At 29.8% G+C, this 17,167-nt stretch carries 15 protein-coding genes; all 15 read right to left on the bottom strand.

The genetic code is table 11. The features are described 5' to 3' along the window. Positions 1-9: 9 nt before the first annotated feature. The 15 genes from ACYSNW_RS16115 to dapF all read right to left on the bottom strand — a co-directional run bounded on the left by ACYSNW_RS16115 (position 10) and on the right by dapF (position 17,065). Positions 10-1,224 (bottom strand): nucleotide sugar dehydrogenase, encoded by a 1,215-nt coding sequence (locus ACYSNW_RS16115; RefSeq protein ID WP_461746228.1) that lies wholly within the window; start codon positions 1,222-1,224, stop codon positions 10-12. After that, positions 1,217-3,121, bottom strand: coding sequence for a heparinase II/III family protein (locus ACYSNW_RS16110; protein ID WP_461746226.1), 1,905 nt, complete (start codon positions 3,119-3,121; stop codon positions 1,217-1,219). The genes ACYSNW_RS16115 and ACYSNW_RS16110 overlap by 8 nt, the downstream gene beginning before the upstream one ends. Continuing rightward, positions 3,114-4,448 (bottom strand): hypothetical protein, encoded by a 1,335-nt coding sequence (locus ACYSNW_RS16105; RefSeq protein ID WP_461746224.1) that lies wholly within the window; start codon positions 4,446-4,448, stop codon positions 3,114-3,116. The genes ACYSNW_RS16110 and ACYSNW_RS16105 overlap by 8 nt, the downstream gene beginning before the upstream one ends. Beyond that, a complete protein-coding gene (locus tag ACYSNW_RS16100; protein WP_461746223.1) occupies positions 4,445-5,533 on the bottom strand; it encodes a glycosyltransferase family protein in 1,089 nt (362 codons plus the stop codon). The genes ACYSNW_RS16105 and ACYSNW_RS16100 overlap by 4 nt, the downstream gene beginning before the upstream one ends. Next, positions 5,533-6,630, bottom strand: coding sequence for a glycosyltransferase (locus tag ACYSNW_RS16095; protein WP_461746221.1), 1,098 nt, complete (start codon positions 6,628-6,630; stop codon positions 5,533-5,535). Before ACYSNW_RS16095 ends, ACYSNW_RS16100 begins: the two co-directional genes overlap by 1 nt. Next, positions 6,627-8,057 (bottom strand): oligosaccharide flippase family protein, encoded by a 1,431-nt coding sequence (locus ACYSNW_RS16090; protein ID WP_461746219.1) that lies wholly within the window; start codon positions 8,055-8,057, stop codon positions 6,627-6,629. The genes ACYSNW_RS16095 and ACYSNW_RS16090 overlap by 4 nt, the downstream gene beginning before the upstream one ends. 1 nt (position 8,058) lies before the next feature. Beyond that, on the bottom strand, positions 8,059-8,817 hold the full coding sequence (locus ACYSNW_RS16085) for a glycosyltransferase family 2 protein (protein ID WP_461746217.1): 759 nt from the start codon (positions 8,815-8,817) through the stop codon (positions 8,059-8,061). 582 nt (positions 8,818-9,399) lie between these two features. Continuing rightward, positions 9,400-10,272, bottom strand: a complete 873-nt coding sequence (locus tag ACYSNW_RS16080) for an NAD-dependent epimerase/dehydratase family protein (protein WP_461746216.1) — start codon at positions 10,270-10,272, stop codon at positions 9,400-9,402. 2 nt (positions 10,273-10,274) lie between these two features. Beyond that, positions 10,275-10,892 (bottom strand): sugar transferase, encoded by a 618-nt coding sequence (locus tag ACYSNW_RS16075; protein WP_461746215.1) that lies wholly within the window; start codon positions 10,890-10,892, stop codon positions 10,275-10,277. A gap of 14 nt (positions 10,893-10,906) precedes the next feature. Then, positions 10,907-12,709: a polysaccharide biosynthesis protein gene (locus ACYSNW_RS16070; RefSeq protein WP_461746213.1), complete on the bottom strand. Its 1,803-nt coding sequence runs from the start codon at positions 12,707-12,709 to the stop codon at positions 10,907-10,909. Between the two features lie 15 nt (positions 12,710-12,724). Continuing rightward, complete coding sequence (locus tag ACYSNW_RS16065; protein ID WP_461746212.1) at positions 12,725-13,489, bottom strand: tyrosine-protein phosphatase; 765 nt, start codon at positions 13,487-13,489, stop codon at positions 12,725-12,727. A gap of 21 nt (positions 13,490-13,510) precedes the next feature. After that, a complete protein-coding gene (locus ACYSNW_RS16060) occupies positions 13,511-14,218 on the bottom strand; it encodes a CpsD/CapB family tyrosine-protein kinase (RefSeq protein WP_461746210.1) in 708 nt (235 codons plus the stop codon). A 10-nt stretch (positions 14,219-14,228) separates the two neighbouring features. Further along, positions 14,229-15,017 (bottom strand): YveK family protein, encoded by a 789-nt coding sequence (locus ACYSNW_RS16055; RefSeq protein WP_461746208.1) that lies wholly within the window; start codon positions 15,015-15,017, stop codon positions 14,229-14,231. 165 nt (positions 15,018-15,182) lie between these two features. Next, on the bottom strand, positions 15,183-16,040 hold the full coding sequence (locus ACYSNW_RS16050; RefSeq protein WP_461746206.1) for a hypothetical protein: 858 nt from the start codon (positions 16,038-16,040) through the stop codon (positions 15,183-15,185). Between the two features lie 44 nt (positions 16,041-16,084). Then, on the bottom strand, positions 16,085-17,065 hold the full coding sequence (gene dapF / locus ACYSNW_RS16045) for a diaminopimelate epimerase (RefSeq protein ID WP_461746204.1): 981 nt from the start codon (positions 17,063-17,065) through the stop codon (positions 16,085-16,087). Between the last annotated feature and the right edge of the window lie 102 nt (positions 17,066-17,167).

Here is a 17,167-nt window from a genome sequence, read left to right as displayed (position 1 = left end):
CTCTACATTTTATAGTTTATAGCCAAAATTAAAAATATTTTGAGTATCTAGCACTACTTTATTTGAAAACATTTCCGTGTGTTCTTGTAGATGAGTATGAGGAACCATTATAACTACTAATTCACAACCATTTATAAATGTTTCAAAGTCCATTTCCTGTGTTTCTATTATAGAACTCTTAATCATTGGATCATATACTTTAAAAGGATCAGAAAAATGTTGTTCCATCAATTCAAATAATTGTAAAGTTGGACTTTCACGAATATCATCTACATCTTTTTTATATGTTAATCCATATATACCTACTTTATTTCTATCAGTTATAGAATTTTCCTGCATTATACTTTTGATTCTTTGCAAAACTAGTTCTGGCATTGATTCATTAATTTCCAATGCTGTAGAAATTAATTTAGTATGTCTAGGATAGTCTCCTACTAAAAACCAAGGATCCACTGGTATACAGTGTCCCCCTACTCCTGGACCAGGAGTTAAAATATTTACTCTTGGATGCATATTAGATATCTTTATAATTTCATGTACATCTAATCCATCATAACGAGCTATTTTAGTTAGTTCATTCGCAAATGCAATATTAACCGCTCTAAATGTATTTTCCACTACTTTAGTCATTTCAGCTGTTCGAATATCTGTACACACTATTTCTCCTATACAAAAACTTGAATAAATATCTTTTACCTTTTGTGCTATTTCAGGAGAATCAGCTCCAATAGTCCGAGAATTATGTTTTAATTCTTGAATCATTTGCCCAGGTAAAATTCGTTCTGGTGCATGAACTAAAAAGATGTCCTTGTTCAGTTCATATTTAGAAGATTCAATCAATGGACGAATATATTTATCAATTGTTCCAGGTGAAACGGTGGACTCAATTACTATTATGGTTTCTTTTGTACATACTTGTAATATTTCTTCAATAGCAGAAATTACATAAGAAGGATCAATTTTTTTATTGTCTTTATCGTAAGGAGTTGGAACTGTCACTATATAAAAATTTGTTTGCTCATATGAATTAGAAAAAGTAATTTTTTGATTTAGTGCTTCTTCAAATAATCCTTCTAAACCAGCCTCTTCAAAAGTCAGTTCTTTATTCTTCAACTTTCCAACAAGTTGCTCATTACAATCTGTTCCTACTACTTGATTACCACTCGCTGCTAAAATTAAAGCAGTCGGTAGCCCAATATACCCTAATCCAATTACATTAATCATTATAAATATTCACTCCAATATCTTTATTAATTTTTCCATATCCTTCTGACTTCAGTTCTCCATCGGGTTCATTATAAAAGAAAGAAAGATTTGAACTATCTTTTATAAGAACTTTTGTCTTATAAAAATAAACTTCTCGAAGAAAAACCGTTTTTTTCCACTTTGCACTAATAATAATTTTTTTTTCTTCATTATTCTTAATATTAATATCAACAAAAAAATTGTCTAAATGAGATTTTACACTAAAAACGTCTAAAAAATCTATTAACGATTCCTTAAAAACTGGCTTAAAATGCACTTTATAAGATCTAAAGTAATTTCTAATTTGAGTTAATGGAGTATAATTAAAACTTCCTTTATCTTGATAAAAATGCTTCCCATTCTCAATATATTCTAGACCAAATATATCATCGTGACAATGTGCTAGTAATTTATTATTATAATTAAATGGAACTCTCAAAAATAATATATCATCATAATTATTCTCTACTCTAATTAATCCAAAATCTTCCCAGTAATTAATATCTTTTAAATTTTCAAAACTCATTTTTATGGTTTTGCTTTTTTTATATATTAGTAATTTGGGATCAAATTCAAACTTTTTTTGACTAAAATGATTCCCTGTAGCTATAGTATTTTTCATTTTTTTTAATGAAAATATTTTTCCATCAGATACTTGTTCAAGTAAACAGGAAAAAAATGTATTTCCATTTGAAGAAAAAATTTGTGTTATTTCTGTAGTATCTAAATAATCCTCTTCAAAAAAAACTTCACTTCCATCATATTTTTCATAATTTATATTTTCTTTTGCTAATAGAATTCCTTTCTTAAACTCTCCTTTCAAATTTATATTAAATAAGTGTCCACTATCATTATCACCAATCTGTATTAATCTACTATTTATGGAACATTTTTTCAAAAAGTCTATTGCAGAAAAAATTTTGTCCATTTCGATTTTTTTTAAATTTTTATGGTTATGCTTAGTAGCTATTGATATCCCAAACAAAATTAATTCTAAAGATAATCTATGGTATGCAGTCGAACATTCATAGATAGTTCCATCACTAGATAACTGCTGATCTAGTTCAATAAAAAATTCACTAAATAGAAATTCCGAAACAGTTGAATCATTTTCCAATCCAAAATATGTTCTTAAAAAAAGTAAGCCTATCAAATTAGATAGGTAATGGTTGCCATTTTTTCCATTCAAATAGTTTAATTCCAAATTATTCAAAATAAATTTATAACAACGATCAAAATATTTATATAACTCTTTATTCTTTTGAATATCGTAGAATAAACTAGTCTTATCAATCCTACTAATATCAATAGCAATTAATTGGTTACAACATCTTATCGATACATCCATTGGACTAGTCCAACAAGGATGATCTTCCTCTAATTTATTTAAGGAAACTATATCATCATAAATTCTTTCATCAATTTCTGCTCTATATCTGCTGTCATGTTGAAAATGCTTAAATATTGCCAATTGAGGTAAATAGTATTGCCTAGATAACTCCCAAATATTTTTTATGTCAATCTTATTTTGTAAATTCTTTTCTGAAATATATAAGCCTGTTGTTATATCTCTATCCCAATCAATAGACTCTATATTGTCATTCGAAAAATGTCCAATATATTTCCAACCACTTCCTAAAATATCAAAATAAAAATCCATATATTTATTACAACACCAACTTAATACTTCATAGTCAATTTCATTTTTCATTTTTTCAATAGAGTTTATATGACTTGTAAATTCTCCAGAAAGACTATTCTTTATATGAAATTTTTTAGATATCTGAATTTTCTCTAAAATTTTATTATATAAATTGAAATCAATGAATTTACTATTCTTTTTTTTTAAACATATCATAGTCTCAATTTTATTCATTTTCCACACTCAATTCTTTAAGATTACTATTATCATTAATCATAGCTAATAATACTAATGCTAATAATAAACCGTACGATGATAAAACAACAAAAATACTAACATTCAAAATCACAAATACTTGAATTAATAAAATACACATATAAACTTTTTCAGATAAATGACTAGTATAAACATCAAAAAAAGAAATTAGTACCGCATATAGTACTGCAATTAGTATCATTCCAACAGCACCATAAGAATAAGCCATACCAAAGCCTCCCGTGTTAGCACTTATATTTTTATTAAAAAAAAGGAGTTCTCCCATCATATATGAAATTCCTTCATCATAAGGATAGTGTGAATACATCCCTAACTTTTGGAAGAAAGAAACAAAAGGAACAATTTTGGGATTTGATGAAAAAAAAGTAAAATAATTGGCACCTAATATAGCAGGTAAAAATACAATTCTTTCAAAAAAGTTACGTAATAAAAACATTCCTAAACTAGTATTGAAAAAAAGTAATTGAAATACACTTAAACCTAAAATATACTTTGGAAATTTAAAAAAAATGTCATTTTTCAAAAAGAAAAAAATTCCTATAGAAACTATCACAAGAAAAAATGCTGCTTTTTGGTTGTCAATACTATATAACATCGCTTGTAATAATAATATGAAAAAAGAAAGTCCATATTTTTTTTGAGCAAATAAGACAAGTATCATAAGAGGAAAAACTATATACATCGCATTGTTTCTTAATAAATCAAAAATCTTCCCAATATTATATTGTCTTGCATTAATTCTTAATTCGTAAATCTCATCAATGTTAAAACTAAAATTGAAATTAAAACTACCATAGCGACCAAATATATAAAATACTGTCAGTGTAAAAAAAACTATCATAACAACTAAAAGGATATATCGTTGCTTTTCATTCCCTATATACAATCGCCTATTACTAAACCACCTTCTGGTCAAAAAAAGAGTGGAAATAAAAACTAACCAAAAAAGATTGAGTGAAAAAAAATACTCAATTGATAAATTCATGGCAAAAAACAAAATACTTTCAGGTATATACCCTAGTAAAAATAATAGTAAAACAAAATAATCAGATGCACTTTTTCTTCCCTTATTAAATCCAACAAATATGAAAATTAATATTAATAGAAAAATTATACAGCTCACTATCATTTTACTATATGACACATCTAGGAAAAAGATTCCTCGGGAAAGCAAAATACTTTGTTGAAAATACTTTGGAAATAATTTTAAAAATACTAACGAAAAAAGAATATATACTAACACACAAATAATAAAGCCATATCTTTTAATTTTTCTTTCTGTCATTTTTCTTCTCCAAATAATCCTATAAATTTAACCGAAACGTTTTTAATATCATATTCTTCTAAATTAATAAACAGAGCATTTTTAAATTCAAAATTTAAAAACTCCCCAAAAAGTTGAAAATCTTTTATATCAGAACTTATAGAAAGAATTGGTCTCTGAGTTAGTCCATAATCAATTAATTTTGAAGGCAACTGATTATTTGTTTTATTTTCAATATTTAAAAGAAAATCCATCTTACTGAGTTCGAATAATAACTGTTCTCGAGGGATTATATCATGTAAGACTAGTTTTCCATCCATCTTTTTCTCATATTTTTTCAAAACATTCTCATAAATAGCACCTTTTTTCAAAGTATAAATATGGAATGTAAAGTTTTTATCCAACAAACTCAAGTATTGCAATATTTTTTCTGGATTTCTAATTTTAGAATAAAACATTCCTGCATATGCAAAGGAAATATTCTCATTTTTTTTATATTTAGCTAACTGCACATCGGCTAAATCAAAACCCTGAGGAATCACTTTAATTTTCTCTGGATTGGTAAATTCTGAAAAGTAATCTACTACATCATCAATTGGAACTACAACATAATCAAATGAAGTGATTATTTTTTTTTGTATGTGTTTAAAATATGGAGCCAATTTTACGTGACTTTTATAGTATGGATCACTCCAATCAGAGATTATTTTACCGCTCCAGTTTACTAAGCTTTTACATTTTTTATGAACCATTCTATGGATATAAAATGGTAATCCTACGGACAAAACTACTGAATAGTCACTAAAGTCTATACTATTAAATATTTTTCTATTAGTATAATAAAATCTCTCTCCAAAAAAATACTCAAATACTGTATTTGCAATCGAAAAATATTTACTTTTTAAGTTACTCGCTTGCTTACCAACTAATTCTGTTTTTGATTGATCAAATTCTGACATTTTAAGTATTTTTTTAGAACTACCAATTACTACATCAACATCATAACCTTTTTTATATAACTCTTGAGCCAATGAAGTAGCTCTAAAAGCTCTTGGAACATTAGTTGGATAAAACCAGTGAGTTACAATTAAAACCTTTTCTTCCATTATAAAACTCCTTTATATACATTCAGTAACACATCTCCACTATAACTAGAATCAAACATATTCGAGTTTAATTCTAATATTTTTCTGTTCCTAAATTTCATCTTACCATTAAAACTATTAAAAATTTTTTCAGCCCAAAACTGTGAAGATTGACTTAAAGAAATTTTTAAAACTTCGTTCGTTATAAAGGCTTCTTCTGGTACAACATCTGAACAAACACAGTAAAGCCCTGTATATTGAGCTTCTACAAGAGCTATTCCTAAACCTTCAAAAAGAGAAGGAAACAAAAAAATATCACTAGCCATCATTAATTTGTTTATATCCTTTCTGGTATTCAAAAAAACAACATTTTTTGTTAGTCCAGTACGTTCAACATAATTTTCATAATGAATTTTCAAAGGACCCTCACCAACACAAATTAAAAATGCTTTGTCATCTAATTTCAAATATTCCTGAAAAACACTTAATATTTTCTTATGATTCTTCTGATTATTAAATCGTCCAACATGAAGAAAAACTACCCTATCATCGATTTTCATGTCTCTTCTATAATCGAATCTAATATTTTTATTAAATAGATATTCTTCGGTTTCTAAAACATTAGGTACTACTGTTCCTTTAGATTGAAAATTTTTACCAAAATATAATTCTCCAGCTTTCTTAGAGCTTGCTAGCTGATAATCTAGTACCTCCCCTACTCCCTTGCATAACAATTTATTTCTAATTCTTCCAATTTTTTTATCTGAAAACTCAGTAGTATGTGCGTGCCCTATGATCTTACAATCATTTCTTTTTACAACCTTATAAAAAAAATTGACCAAGTATAATTCATGAACATGAATTATATCGTACTCTCCAGAAAATTTTTTCAAAGTTTCTATAAAATCAGAATATGATTTTAGACTGGGTTTTCCTATTTTAATTAATTTTCCATCCCAACTGGCTATTTCAAGTGAATAATCAACCTCATCGTCACACCAATACATATAATCGAAAGTTAAATCATACTTATTGAAAAGATATTTATGATATTCAGTTAGTACTTTCATTACCCCACTGTGCTTTCCTATAGAAGAACAAAATTGTAAAATTTTCATTTTTTCCTCAATTCTTTTAAAAGTTTTATTTCATCGACTTGTAAAATCAAACATGATAACATGTACACAATTGCAGCAACACTCACTAATATGAGAAAAGAAATCACACTATTTGAAACTAAAGAATTCACTAAAACAACAACAATTCCCATTATTATACTTGATAAAATAATTTTGTATATGTTCAACATCGGAATCATAAGTGATGTATTAAATTTTGCCCATATAAATCTATAACAACTAACAAATAACTCTGCTATAATATTAGAAATTATTGCACCATAAACACCAATTTTGGGTATTGTGATCATTGCTAATACAACGCTAATACATCCACCAAACAAAACAGAAATAGTATAATCTTTAGTATTTCCCATAGGAATTAAATACTGTCTACTAATTGATACACCCAGTGGCACTATTATCAATAAAATTGATTCCATAGGTAAAATTCTATTTAATTCACCAAAACTATTTCCAAAGAACCATGGTACAAAATTTGAAGCAGTTAGTGCAATTCCAATACAAGCAGGAACGGCTATGAATATTTCAAAACTTAATGATTTTTTTACATATTGGTCAATCGCACTCATATCATTTTTTTTAGATAATAAATTAGACATTTTAGGTAACATCACTAAGTCAATCGTAGTTATAACAGTTATTATAGAACTAATTAAATTCATTGAATTGGTATAATAGCCTACAGAATCAATATCTGAATACAAGCCTAAAAGAGTTCTATTAACCGTCGAATATAATATTATCCCTACCTGAGGAATAAAATACTTAAACGTACCTTTTAGATGCTGCATAACTTCTGCTCTATTCAATAGATTCATGCTAATTGTGCCCAAATTTTCTTTCAAAAAAAACCAAGGAACTATCTGTCCTAGAATATTTCCAATAGCTAATATAAACGCGTACATATATATATCTGAAGGTTTTCTTATTAGCAATACAATACATATAAATACTAATAATTGAGAAAAAAGACTAGATAAACTCGTTTTTTTAAAATCTTCAATTCCCATAAAAAACCAAGAGATATCAAATATAACAGCTAAAATATAAATAGATTGTATAAAAAAAATAGTTTTATATTCGTTAGTAAAAAAAACAACGAAAAATAAATATGCAACTAAACATAAAAAAGTTGTTATAAATTTCATGAAAAAAATATTAAAAAAAGTACTTGTTAAATTATCATGATCCTTACTTCTAGCAATTTCTCTATTGCCATATAAACTTATGCCTAGAGAAGAGACCAAAACAAAATATTGTACAATTGAATTGGTATATGAATTCAATCCAATTCCTCCAGCTCCCAAAGCTTTAGATGCAATAGGAATAGATATAATGGGAACTGCGATTTTAATCATTTGAAACAAAAGTTGGTACATGTAGTTATAGAAAGTTTTTTTCATTTTATTTCTCCAAATATTTAATTACTGTATAATATATGTATCTTAAAAACAAAATTTTTTTCTTTAAAATAGATTTATTTTTTTGGTTAAAAATTATTTCCCTAGTCCAAAAAAAGGTTTGAAATTTATTTGAAGATTTAGATTTTTTTGCTTTCGTATACATTGAAAGACTCCGATTCAAATAAAAAACACTGTTATTGTTTGATAAAATATTTAACCATGTGGCGTAATCTTCATGATTAATTTCTGGCATCAAAAACTCTTTCATAACAGAACTCTTAATCATAACCGTTAAACAACCTATAAAATTTGTTTTTAGTAAATCATTATAGTCATATGTACCTTCTTTTTTATTCATACTACGAATTAAATTGTTTTTTTCATCTACCACGGTATATGCGGTACAAGAAAATTCAATATTTTTTTGTACCATTACTGTAAGTTGTATTTCAAGTTTATCTGGTTTCCAGCAATCATCACTGTCTAAAAAAGCAATATAGTCTCCTTTAGATGCAACTATTCCTTCATTTCTAGAAAAGGCAATACCTTTATTTTTTTCCCTAGAAATTAATTTAATTTTTTCTTCTTCCTCACAATATTGTTTTACAATATGTTCTGTTAAATCTCGACTACCATCATTAATTATTATCAATTCCCAATTTTTATATGTCTGATTAATCACACATTCTATGGCTCTTACAATTTTATTTTCCGCATTATATGCAGGCATTATCACAGAGATTAGTACATCATCTATCAATCTACTATTTCACTCCTCACTATTTTCATTGAAGTTATAAAATCAATAAATTCAATATTCTTTTTACTTTGATTTCTCCAAATGCCAAATCTCTAAATATTTTTTTGTGAAAGTGTTTAATTTGTTTAAACATCTAAAAAATAGATAGTCTTATTTTTTTAACAAAATTCTTCAATTATTATTCTTTGTAAATTCCTTAACCAAATGAGTAGTACAAATACATTGTTTACTTTGAATATCGAAAATGCCTCTATTTCTTCAAAAAATCACTTTGTAAATGAACAAATTTGAATTTTCTATATAAATCAGTGACCTTTTATTGTCTATATCATGAAATATAGAACTATATAAAGCCAACTTTCTCAGCCATTCATGATTTCGATGCTCTATAAAAATTCCCTACTTATCATTTTAAATGTCGCAACTACACTTACAAATTCTTTGTTCTCAATTAAATTTAAATATTGCTTAAATAATAACTTTAGTTTCTCCTATAAATTTATTGGTATAGTTTTGTATTATTTGGGATATTTTCTGAATTCACAAGAAAGGTGTTCATTAAGTTGATACAAACGAGTTGTTTCACATCGTATTTTCCGACTCCTGAATGCTAAGTTCAAAATCAGTAACTTGATACTCCATTTTTATATTATTATAAATAGTATCTGGAGAACCCACCATACTTCTATCATAGATAAGCGTTCCAAAAACTTTTGAAAAAGTATTATTCAGCTTTGCGAGCAAATGAATTATGCCCGAAAAACCAGAAAGTAACCAAATAGTTCTACCATTCACCTTTCCAATAACAAAAAAAAGATTAGAGGTATTAACATATTCTCTATTTTGCGGATGAAATACTCCAGATAAATTATTATCGATTAATAATTTGACAAAACAATGCAAATTTTCAATATATAACATGCTCCTTTGATTATCTACCTTAGGGAAAATTAATATTTTTTTTGCCAATCTCGATAATCTAGTATAATTTCCAGTAGCGTCCTTTCCATAAATCATTGGAGGTCTTAGAATGCTAACAATAAATTTTTGATCACCTAGTTCTTCAAGTGCTTCTTCTGCTTGAAGTTTTGATTTTCCGTAAGGTGTAATGGGTTTCTTTTTAGTTTTTGAAGAAATTATTCCTTTATCAATTCCAAATACTGACATCGTACTAAAGAAAATAAACTGCTTAACTCCGTCTTGTTTTGCTTTTTTGGCAACCTCTAATGTCAAATCTCTATTTACTTGATAATACAGTTGCTCATTTTTTTCTTTCACATGAACAATTGCAGCTAAATGAATAATAATATTGTACTCTGTAAAATCATATTCCTTCCAACTTGGATCTCTCATATCTAACGTATCAATTTGATAGTCATCACCAAATTGTTTCATCCACTCTTCAAAAGAAGTTCCAATATAGCTTCTAGCTCCAGTAATTAGTATTTTTTTCATAATTACCTTTCATCTACCTTTTTATTTATACTTCCAGTTCCACCTTCAACAACGCCGGATGTTTTAAAAACTGCAGTAATCGTACCGACAAAACATTTCATATCCATCCAAGGCGTTATATGGTCTATATAATGGCCATCTAAACTTGCCTTAACCGAAATCTCTAATTCATCACGACCATTGATTTGCGCCCAACCTGTTAGTCCAGGACGAACATCGTTTGCACCATACTTCTCTCTTTCTTCAATCAAATCTTCTTGATTCCATAGGCAAGGTCGAGGCCCAATCACAGCCATATCTCCTTTTAAAATATTAATTAACTGTGGCAGTTCATCTAAGCTAGTTTTCCTTAAGATTTTCCCAACTTTTGTAATATAATAATCTGGATTATCCAATAAATGTGTAGGCATTTCTTTCGGTGTATCAATTCTCATTGTACGAAATTTGTAAATATTAAAGTATGTCTTATTTTTACCAACTCGCTTTTGAGTAAATAAAACAGGGCCTTTGGAATCTAAACGAATGGCAACGATTATGATCAAAAAAACGGGTGACAATACAATTAACCCAAGTAATGACAAAATAAAATCTATAGGTCGTTTCAAATAATTTTTATACATTTATTTAGTCTCCCCTATTTACTAGAATCATTGGCAAATTTTACTAGTTCTTCCCCTAGTTGTTTTTCATTTGTAGGCAATTGACCTAAAAACGATTGAATTTTTTCTAAGGTAAATCCATTAACATTCCCAATAAAAATTTTGTCAAACACTTGTTTCGGATTTTTTTCCTTACTCACTAATAATTCTTCATATAATTTTTCGCCAGGACGAATACCTGTTTCAATGATTTTGATGTCATTTTCCGTATATCCGCTGAGTTTAATCATATTGATTGCCAAGTCATAAATTTTGACTGGTTCTCCCATATCCAAAATAAATATCTCCCCACCATTAGCTAATGAACCTGCTTGGATTACTAAACGACTGGCTTCAGGAATTGTCATAAAATAGCGTGTCATGCGAAAATCAGTAATAGTGATTGGACCACCCGCTTTGATTTGTTCTTGAAAAACAGGAATCACACTTCCACGACTTCCCAAAACATTCCCAAAACGGACTGCACAAAACTTTGTTTTTCCCTCTTCATTCATCCCTGTCACAATCATTTCAGCCACACGCTTAGTAGCTCCCATAACATTAGGAGGGTTCACTGCTTTATCGGTTGAGACCATAACAAACGTCTCAACGTTTGCTTTTTTAGCGGCTCTTGCTACATTTAATGTACCATAGATATTATTTTTAAGCGCCTCTTTAGGATTACATTCCATTAAAGGAACGTGTTTATGAGCTGCAGCATGGTAAACGATATCTGGATGATACTGTTCCATCACCTGCTGAATTCTTTTTTCATCTTGAATATCAGCAATAATTGGAATCAAATCTATTTTTTGGTTTTTAGCTAATTTTTTTAGCTCTTTTTCAATTAGATAGATAGAATTTTCACCGTGACCTAACAATAGTAATTGTTTCGGGGTAAATTTTAGTAATTGACGACAAATTTCAGAACCAATTGAGCCACCGGCACCTGTAATCAAAATCGTTTTATTGCTGATTTTATCTACTAATTGCACCATGTCTAGTTTGACTTCTTTACGCCCAAGTAAATCGACAACATCAATATTTTTTAGTCTAGATATCGTAATATTACCACTAGCAACTTCTTCTAATGCAGGCATTGAATTAATCGGTAATCCTAGTGGTGTAATGATATTTAGAAGATGTTCCAATTCTTCTTTTTTGATAGAAGGAACTGCTAACGTCAGCATCTCAATATTGAATTCCTCCACTAGTTTAGGAATATCTTCTGAACTTCCCAATACACGAATTCCTGATAAATAAGTATGGAATTTATCTTTTGAATCATCAATAAAACCAACAACATCGATATCTCCATTGGTTGTTGAATTCACTAATGAACTTAACAAGATTCGTCCAGCTTCTCCTGCTCCAATGATTAAGGTCTTTTTGGCATTTGAGTTCAAAGATTTATTTTTCTTTTCAACTATTAAGCGCCAACACAACCGACTTGAAATAATAAAGAATGTCGTCAACAAGTAAGTTAATAAAACAAAACGACGACTATGTACATCGTCCATGAAAAATAATACAATAAATTCAATCATGGCCGAAAACGAAGTTGCTCCAAAAATAGCAATGATTTCGCTTAAATTAGTATAACGATTGATTCTCGTAAATACTTTAAAAATAAACCCAAATACAATATATACGATTAGTTGCAAGCTTACCGCTGTTAACAAAAAATCTTTATCCATGCTTACATATGGCAACATATATATATATGAAAAGAGATTCGCTATCAATATGACGAGCGAATCAAGACATAGTAATACCAACACTTTTGTCTTTCTTGACATTTCCTCCCCAACTTTCTAAAACAATCCAAACTTTCTTTTCTTGATTTCTTCAAATTCAAGTGTTTTTGTATCTTCCCCATTCATAATATTTCGGGCGGTTTGTTGCATAAAAGAAACAACTTCTGCCCCTTGATCCTTTTCGATTGCTGCATAAGCTTTTTTCATGAAAAAACCTCTTTTTTCTACATTATGTGCATCCGAAGCCATCATATGAATCATATTATGGGATACCATTAATTTTGCTGTTTTTTCAATTTTTTTACCAAAAATACCAACATAACTAGGGGCGGTCAATTGAGTCAACACGCCCATTTGTAAAAAAGGAATCAATCGATTAGGATCTTCGATAAACTTATTATTTCGTTCAGGATGAACAATGATTGGTGTCTTCCCTTGGCTTAACAACTCAAACATAACCGTTTCAGCATAAAGTGGAATTTCGGCAGTCGGAAATTCAATCAAAATATAGCGATTCGATAAATCAGCAAATAAAATTTCATTATTTTGTATTTGGGTTAATAAATCCCCACTAATCCGAACTTCTTGTCCTTCAAATAAACTTAATGCAATTCCTTGTTCATCTAATGCTTTTTGAAGCGTAGCAACCTGTGAAATTACTTCTTCAGGCGGATTCGTATACCTTCCATTATTATGATGTGGCGTACAAAGAATATGAGTAATTCCTTGATCAACAGCCATTTGAGCCATTGCTAAAGAATCTTGCATCGTTTGTGCACCATCATCAATCCCTGGTAAAATATGGCAATGTAAATCAATCATAAGCAACTGTCCTTTTCTAAGCTAAACGCCGTAGTAATATCCTTGATCAGCAACATTTCTAGCACCATTATAAATAACGCCTAAAACATTCGCATCTACCATCTTTAATAATTCTTTGGCTTTTAATAAAGAGTCTCTTTTGGAAACATTTTCTCGGATTACCATTAAAGTTCCATCTGCTTTAGAAGCCAAAATTTGAGCATCTGTCACTGCTACAACTGGTGGCATATCAAAAATCACTAAATCATATTGTTTTCTTAGTTCCACTAGTAATTCTTCCATTCTCGCAGAAGATAGTAACTCTGATGGATTTGGTGGCTTTGGCCCGCTTGATAGTATGGATAAGTTTGTGATTCCGGAAGACTGAATCACTTGATGCAGCAATGTTTCACGACTTCCCAACAAGGTACTTAATCCAAAAGCATTAGGAATCGCAAATGTTTTAGAAACAGTTGGTTTTCTCATATCTGCATCTACCAACAAAACTTTTTTTCCTGAATTAGCAAATACAACCGCTAAATTAGCAGAGGAAGTCGATTTTCCTTCACTAGGTCCTGAAGAAGTAATGACTAATGTCTTTAAATCTCTATCTACCATTGAATATTGAATATTCGTACGAATCGTTCGATATTGCTCTGAAATTGGTGAAGATTTATCGGCAACTGTAATTAAACTGACCGCACTTGTTGACTGCTTTTTATCTTTTTTATGTTTTGACTTATTTGACATTTTTTACTCCTTATACTTTCGGTCGTGTTCTACGTGATAATGTAGAATCTTCCGTTGAGTTATTTTCTGTATCATCGATGATTTGAGTTGGGCTGGTTCGAACTAATTTTGCATTCAATTCTTTCGCACTCATATTCGGGACAATCCCTAATACAGTAAAGCCAAGTTCTTCAGAAACAAACCGGTCATCCTTAATCGTCTTATCAAATAATTCTAGAACAAATGCTAAACCTACCCCAACAACTAATCCTAGGGCCACACCTATCAATAAGTTCAATTTATTATTAGGTGATACTTGCTTATAACTCGCAACAGCAGCAGAAATAATCGATATTTCATCTACACTTAAAATATTTTTGGCTTTCTCTTGAAATACTAGTGCCGCTTGATTGGCAATATTTTGAACCAATTCTGGTTGTGTCCCTTTAGAAACAATTGAAAACATTTGAGAGTTTGGTGATTGAACGACCTCTAGACTACCTCTAATATCACCAACAGAAAGGTCATTGTTGTACTCTTCCTTCATTCTCTTTTTTACTTCATTCATTACCGTATCACTAGTAATCAAATCTTTATACGTATTAATCATCTGCAAATTAGCATTAATATCATTTACATTAGATGTTTCGCTCTGTGGTAAACGAACGATCAACTGTGCTTGTGAACTAAATTTAGGTGTGATAATAAAAAATGTGACAATACCTGCTACCCCAACCCCTAAAAACATACTAACAATAATTAAGCCAATACGTTTTTTTAAAATTTTAAATAATTCCTGTAAACTAATTGTTTCTTCCATGTTCTCCTCCGTCTATACAATAGTACTAAATAATTATAAGTTTTAGATGTACGAAACACAACCCTTTTTGCAAATTGATTTCGCTATTTTTTACTTCCAATCATTTCAATTGATATTTTTTTCATTATTTTCAGTTATTTATTTCATCTATTACCCAAATTTTTTTTATTCTATGACAACTTCTTCAACTTGGTTTGGCTCTTCATCGACTGTTACTTCTGGAACAACGGCTGGATCTGGAGCAACTGGTTCAACTAAAAGCGAATGGATAGCATCTAATTTCGTAAGTAACTCGGTTCGCATTTGTTCATTCTTTATTGCTTGGGCTTGTTCCACTAAAGTTAAATAGGTTTCCAGGGTTGCTGAAGCGGCTAACTGCTCTCCATCCATTTGCCCTTCAATTGATTTTTTTAGCGTCATATATTGTGAGAGCTGCGTTTGAGCATCTGTCAAAAAGCGGTCCATTGCTTCGCGCCATGCTCCTTGTTTTTTATAGATTAAAGGTCGGATTTGTTCGATTTGGTCCATTGTCAGACTTTCATTTATCACGTTATTCCCTTCATCCACTTGCCAATTTGTTGGCGCTTGGAGAAATAATGTCGCAATTTTAGTTTGACTTTCCTGTTTTACAGTTAAGTCATTTAATTTCTCAACAATATCTGTTTTTAATGAAGTCAATTTTTCACTTTTCTTAAGTAAAGTTTCTGAAAAATCTGTCTGCTTCAAATCAAAATCCTCTGGTGTTGTTTTTACGATAGTCACTGAATTAAGTAATGTCTCTAATTCATTTAAATCTATGTCTGCTTTGATAAATTCATGCGTATCATCTAAATAGTACTCATTCACTTGTTGTTGTATACTTTCCAGTCTTGTCGTTTCGTCTGCAAAGGTGCTCTCCGCATTTGCAATCTTATCTTGATTCCCTTGTTTCCTTTGGTAATTTAGACCAAAAATACAAATAATGATTGAGCTTATAATAATAACAATTGAAATTACCCATTTTAGCGTAATTCTTATATTCATCTCTTTCCTCCTACCGATACTTTCTTACTTAGTAACCAAACAAGTTATGTCTGTTTAATTTTTGCTAAAAAAGAATTGTAATCAGCTTGTTCTTTCGTTTCACGGCTACTTATTTTTGCGAATTCAGCAGCTATAAAAGTAGCTAAATCCCCTTGCAATTCATGTGTCACCGTTGCATTACCAATCAATTCCATCCAATAACCATTATCGCCATCTTCATGAACGACCGTTTTTACCATTCCACCAGTATTTTTCACCGTGATTGTCTCATAAAAAGCGCCACCTTTTAACAAAGTATACATTAAGCTACTTGCACACATAGCCGTTCCACAAGCACTAGTAAAACCAACTCCGCGTTCATACGTTCGAACAAATAATTGATTGTTCCCTAAGACTTCAACAAAGCTTACATTTATTCCATCTGGAAATAATGGGTTTTTAGAATTAACCGTTAAAGCAATACGCTCAAATTCATCGCTATGTAACAATTGGTGATCAACAAAAGAAATCAGATGTGGATTAGGAACAGCGACTGCAGAAAATTTTAACGTATCCGATAACTCTGGTATCACTTCATCTATGATACGATTATTTCTAGTCTGCATTGGAATAGCTTCAGCATCAAAACTAACAGGGGATATTTCTACCTGATAAGTAGCAACACCTTCTCCTAAACTATGCGCTCTCCTCACTTTTAAATCGGCAAACATCGTTTCAACTGTAAAATATTCTTTATTGTATTTTTCAGCTAAATATCTTGCGACTGTTCGTAACCCATTCCCGCACATACTCGCTTCACTACCATCACTATTGATCACACGCATTTTAGCTAAAGAAGTTCCTTTAACAACTTCTTGAATCAATAAAATTCCATCCGCTCCACCAAGTAATCCATTTGCTCGATCACATAAACTTTTTCTTAATTGATCTATTTCACTTTTAGTTAGCGGTCGTTCTAACAAGGTTTCATCAATTAAAAAAAAATCATTCTCTGAGCCATGTACTTTTTGCATTGTTAGGTTCATTCTAAAACTCCTCCATATTTTTTACACACATATATACATTATGCCATAAACAAAAAGAGGAAAACAGCATAAATTACCGTTTTCCTCAAAAAGATGCATATT

The sequence above is a fragment of the Enterococcus sp. LJL99 genome, assembly GCF_054871725.1.
The sequence above is the reverse complement of the archived record's forward strand: the minus strand, read 5'-3'. Positions and strand labels throughout refer to the sequence as shown.

Excerpts from the sequence above, each read along its gene's own strand:
- dapF (WP_461746204.1), bottom strand. The coding sequence starts at position 17,065 with ATGAACCTAACAATGCAAAAAGTACATGGCTCAGAGAATGATTTTTTT.
- ACYSNW_RS16050 (WP_461746206.1), bottom strand. The coding sequence starts at position 16,040 with ATGAATATAAGAATTACGCTAAAATGGGTAATTTCAATTGTTATTATT.
- ACYSNW_RS16070 (WP_461746213.1), bottom strand. The coding sequence starts at position 12,709 with ATGTCAAGAAAGACAAAAGTGTTGGTATTACTATGTCTTGATTCGCTC.
- ACYSNW_RS16110 (WP_461746226.1), bottom strand. The coding sequence starts at position 3,121 with ATGAATAAAATTGAGACTATGATATGTTTAAAAAAAAAGAATAGTAAA.
- ACYSNW_RS16065 (WP_461746212.1), bottom strand. The coding sequence starts at position 13,489 with ATGATTGATTTACATTGCCATATTTTACCAGGGATTGATGATGGTGCA.
- ACYSNW_RS16075 (WP_461746215.1), bottom strand. The coding sequence starts at position 10,892 with ATGTATAAAAATTATTTGAAACGACCTATAGATTTTATTTTGTCATTA.
- ACYSNW_RS16090 (WP_461746219.1), bottom strand. The coding sequence starts at position 8,057 with ATGAAAAAAACTTTCTATAACTACATGTACCAACTTTTGTTTCAAATG.
- ACYSNW_RS16080 (WP_461746216.1), bottom strand. The coding sequence starts at position 10,272 with ATGAAAAAAATACTAATTACTGGAGCTAGAAGCTATATTGGAACTTCT.
- ACYSNW_RS16055 (WP_461746208.1), bottom strand. The coding sequence starts at position 15,017 with ATGGAAGAAACAATTAGTTTACAGGAATTATTTAAAATTTTAAAAAAA.
- ACYSNW_RS16100 (WP_461746223.1), bottom strand. The coding sequence starts at position 5,533 with ATGGAAGAAAAGGTTTTAATTGTAACTCACTGGTTTTATCCAACTAAT.
- ACYSNW_RS16115 (WP_461746228.1), bottom strand. The coding sequence starts at position 1,224 with ATGATTAATGTAATTGGATTAGGGTATATTGGGCTACCGACTGCTTTA.
- ACYSNW_RS16105 (WP_461746224.1), bottom strand. The coding sequence starts at position 4,448 with ATGACAGAAAGAAAAATTAAAAGATATGGCTTTATTATTTGTGTGTTA.
- ACYSNW_RS16095 (WP_461746221.1), bottom strand. The coding sequence starts at position 6,630 with ATGAAAATTTTACAATTTTGTTCTTCTATAGGAAAGCACAGTGGGGTA.
- ACYSNW_RS16060 (WP_461746210.1), bottom strand. The coding sequence starts at position 14,218 with ATGTCAAATAAGTCAAAACATAAAAAAGATAAAAAGCAGTCAACAAGT.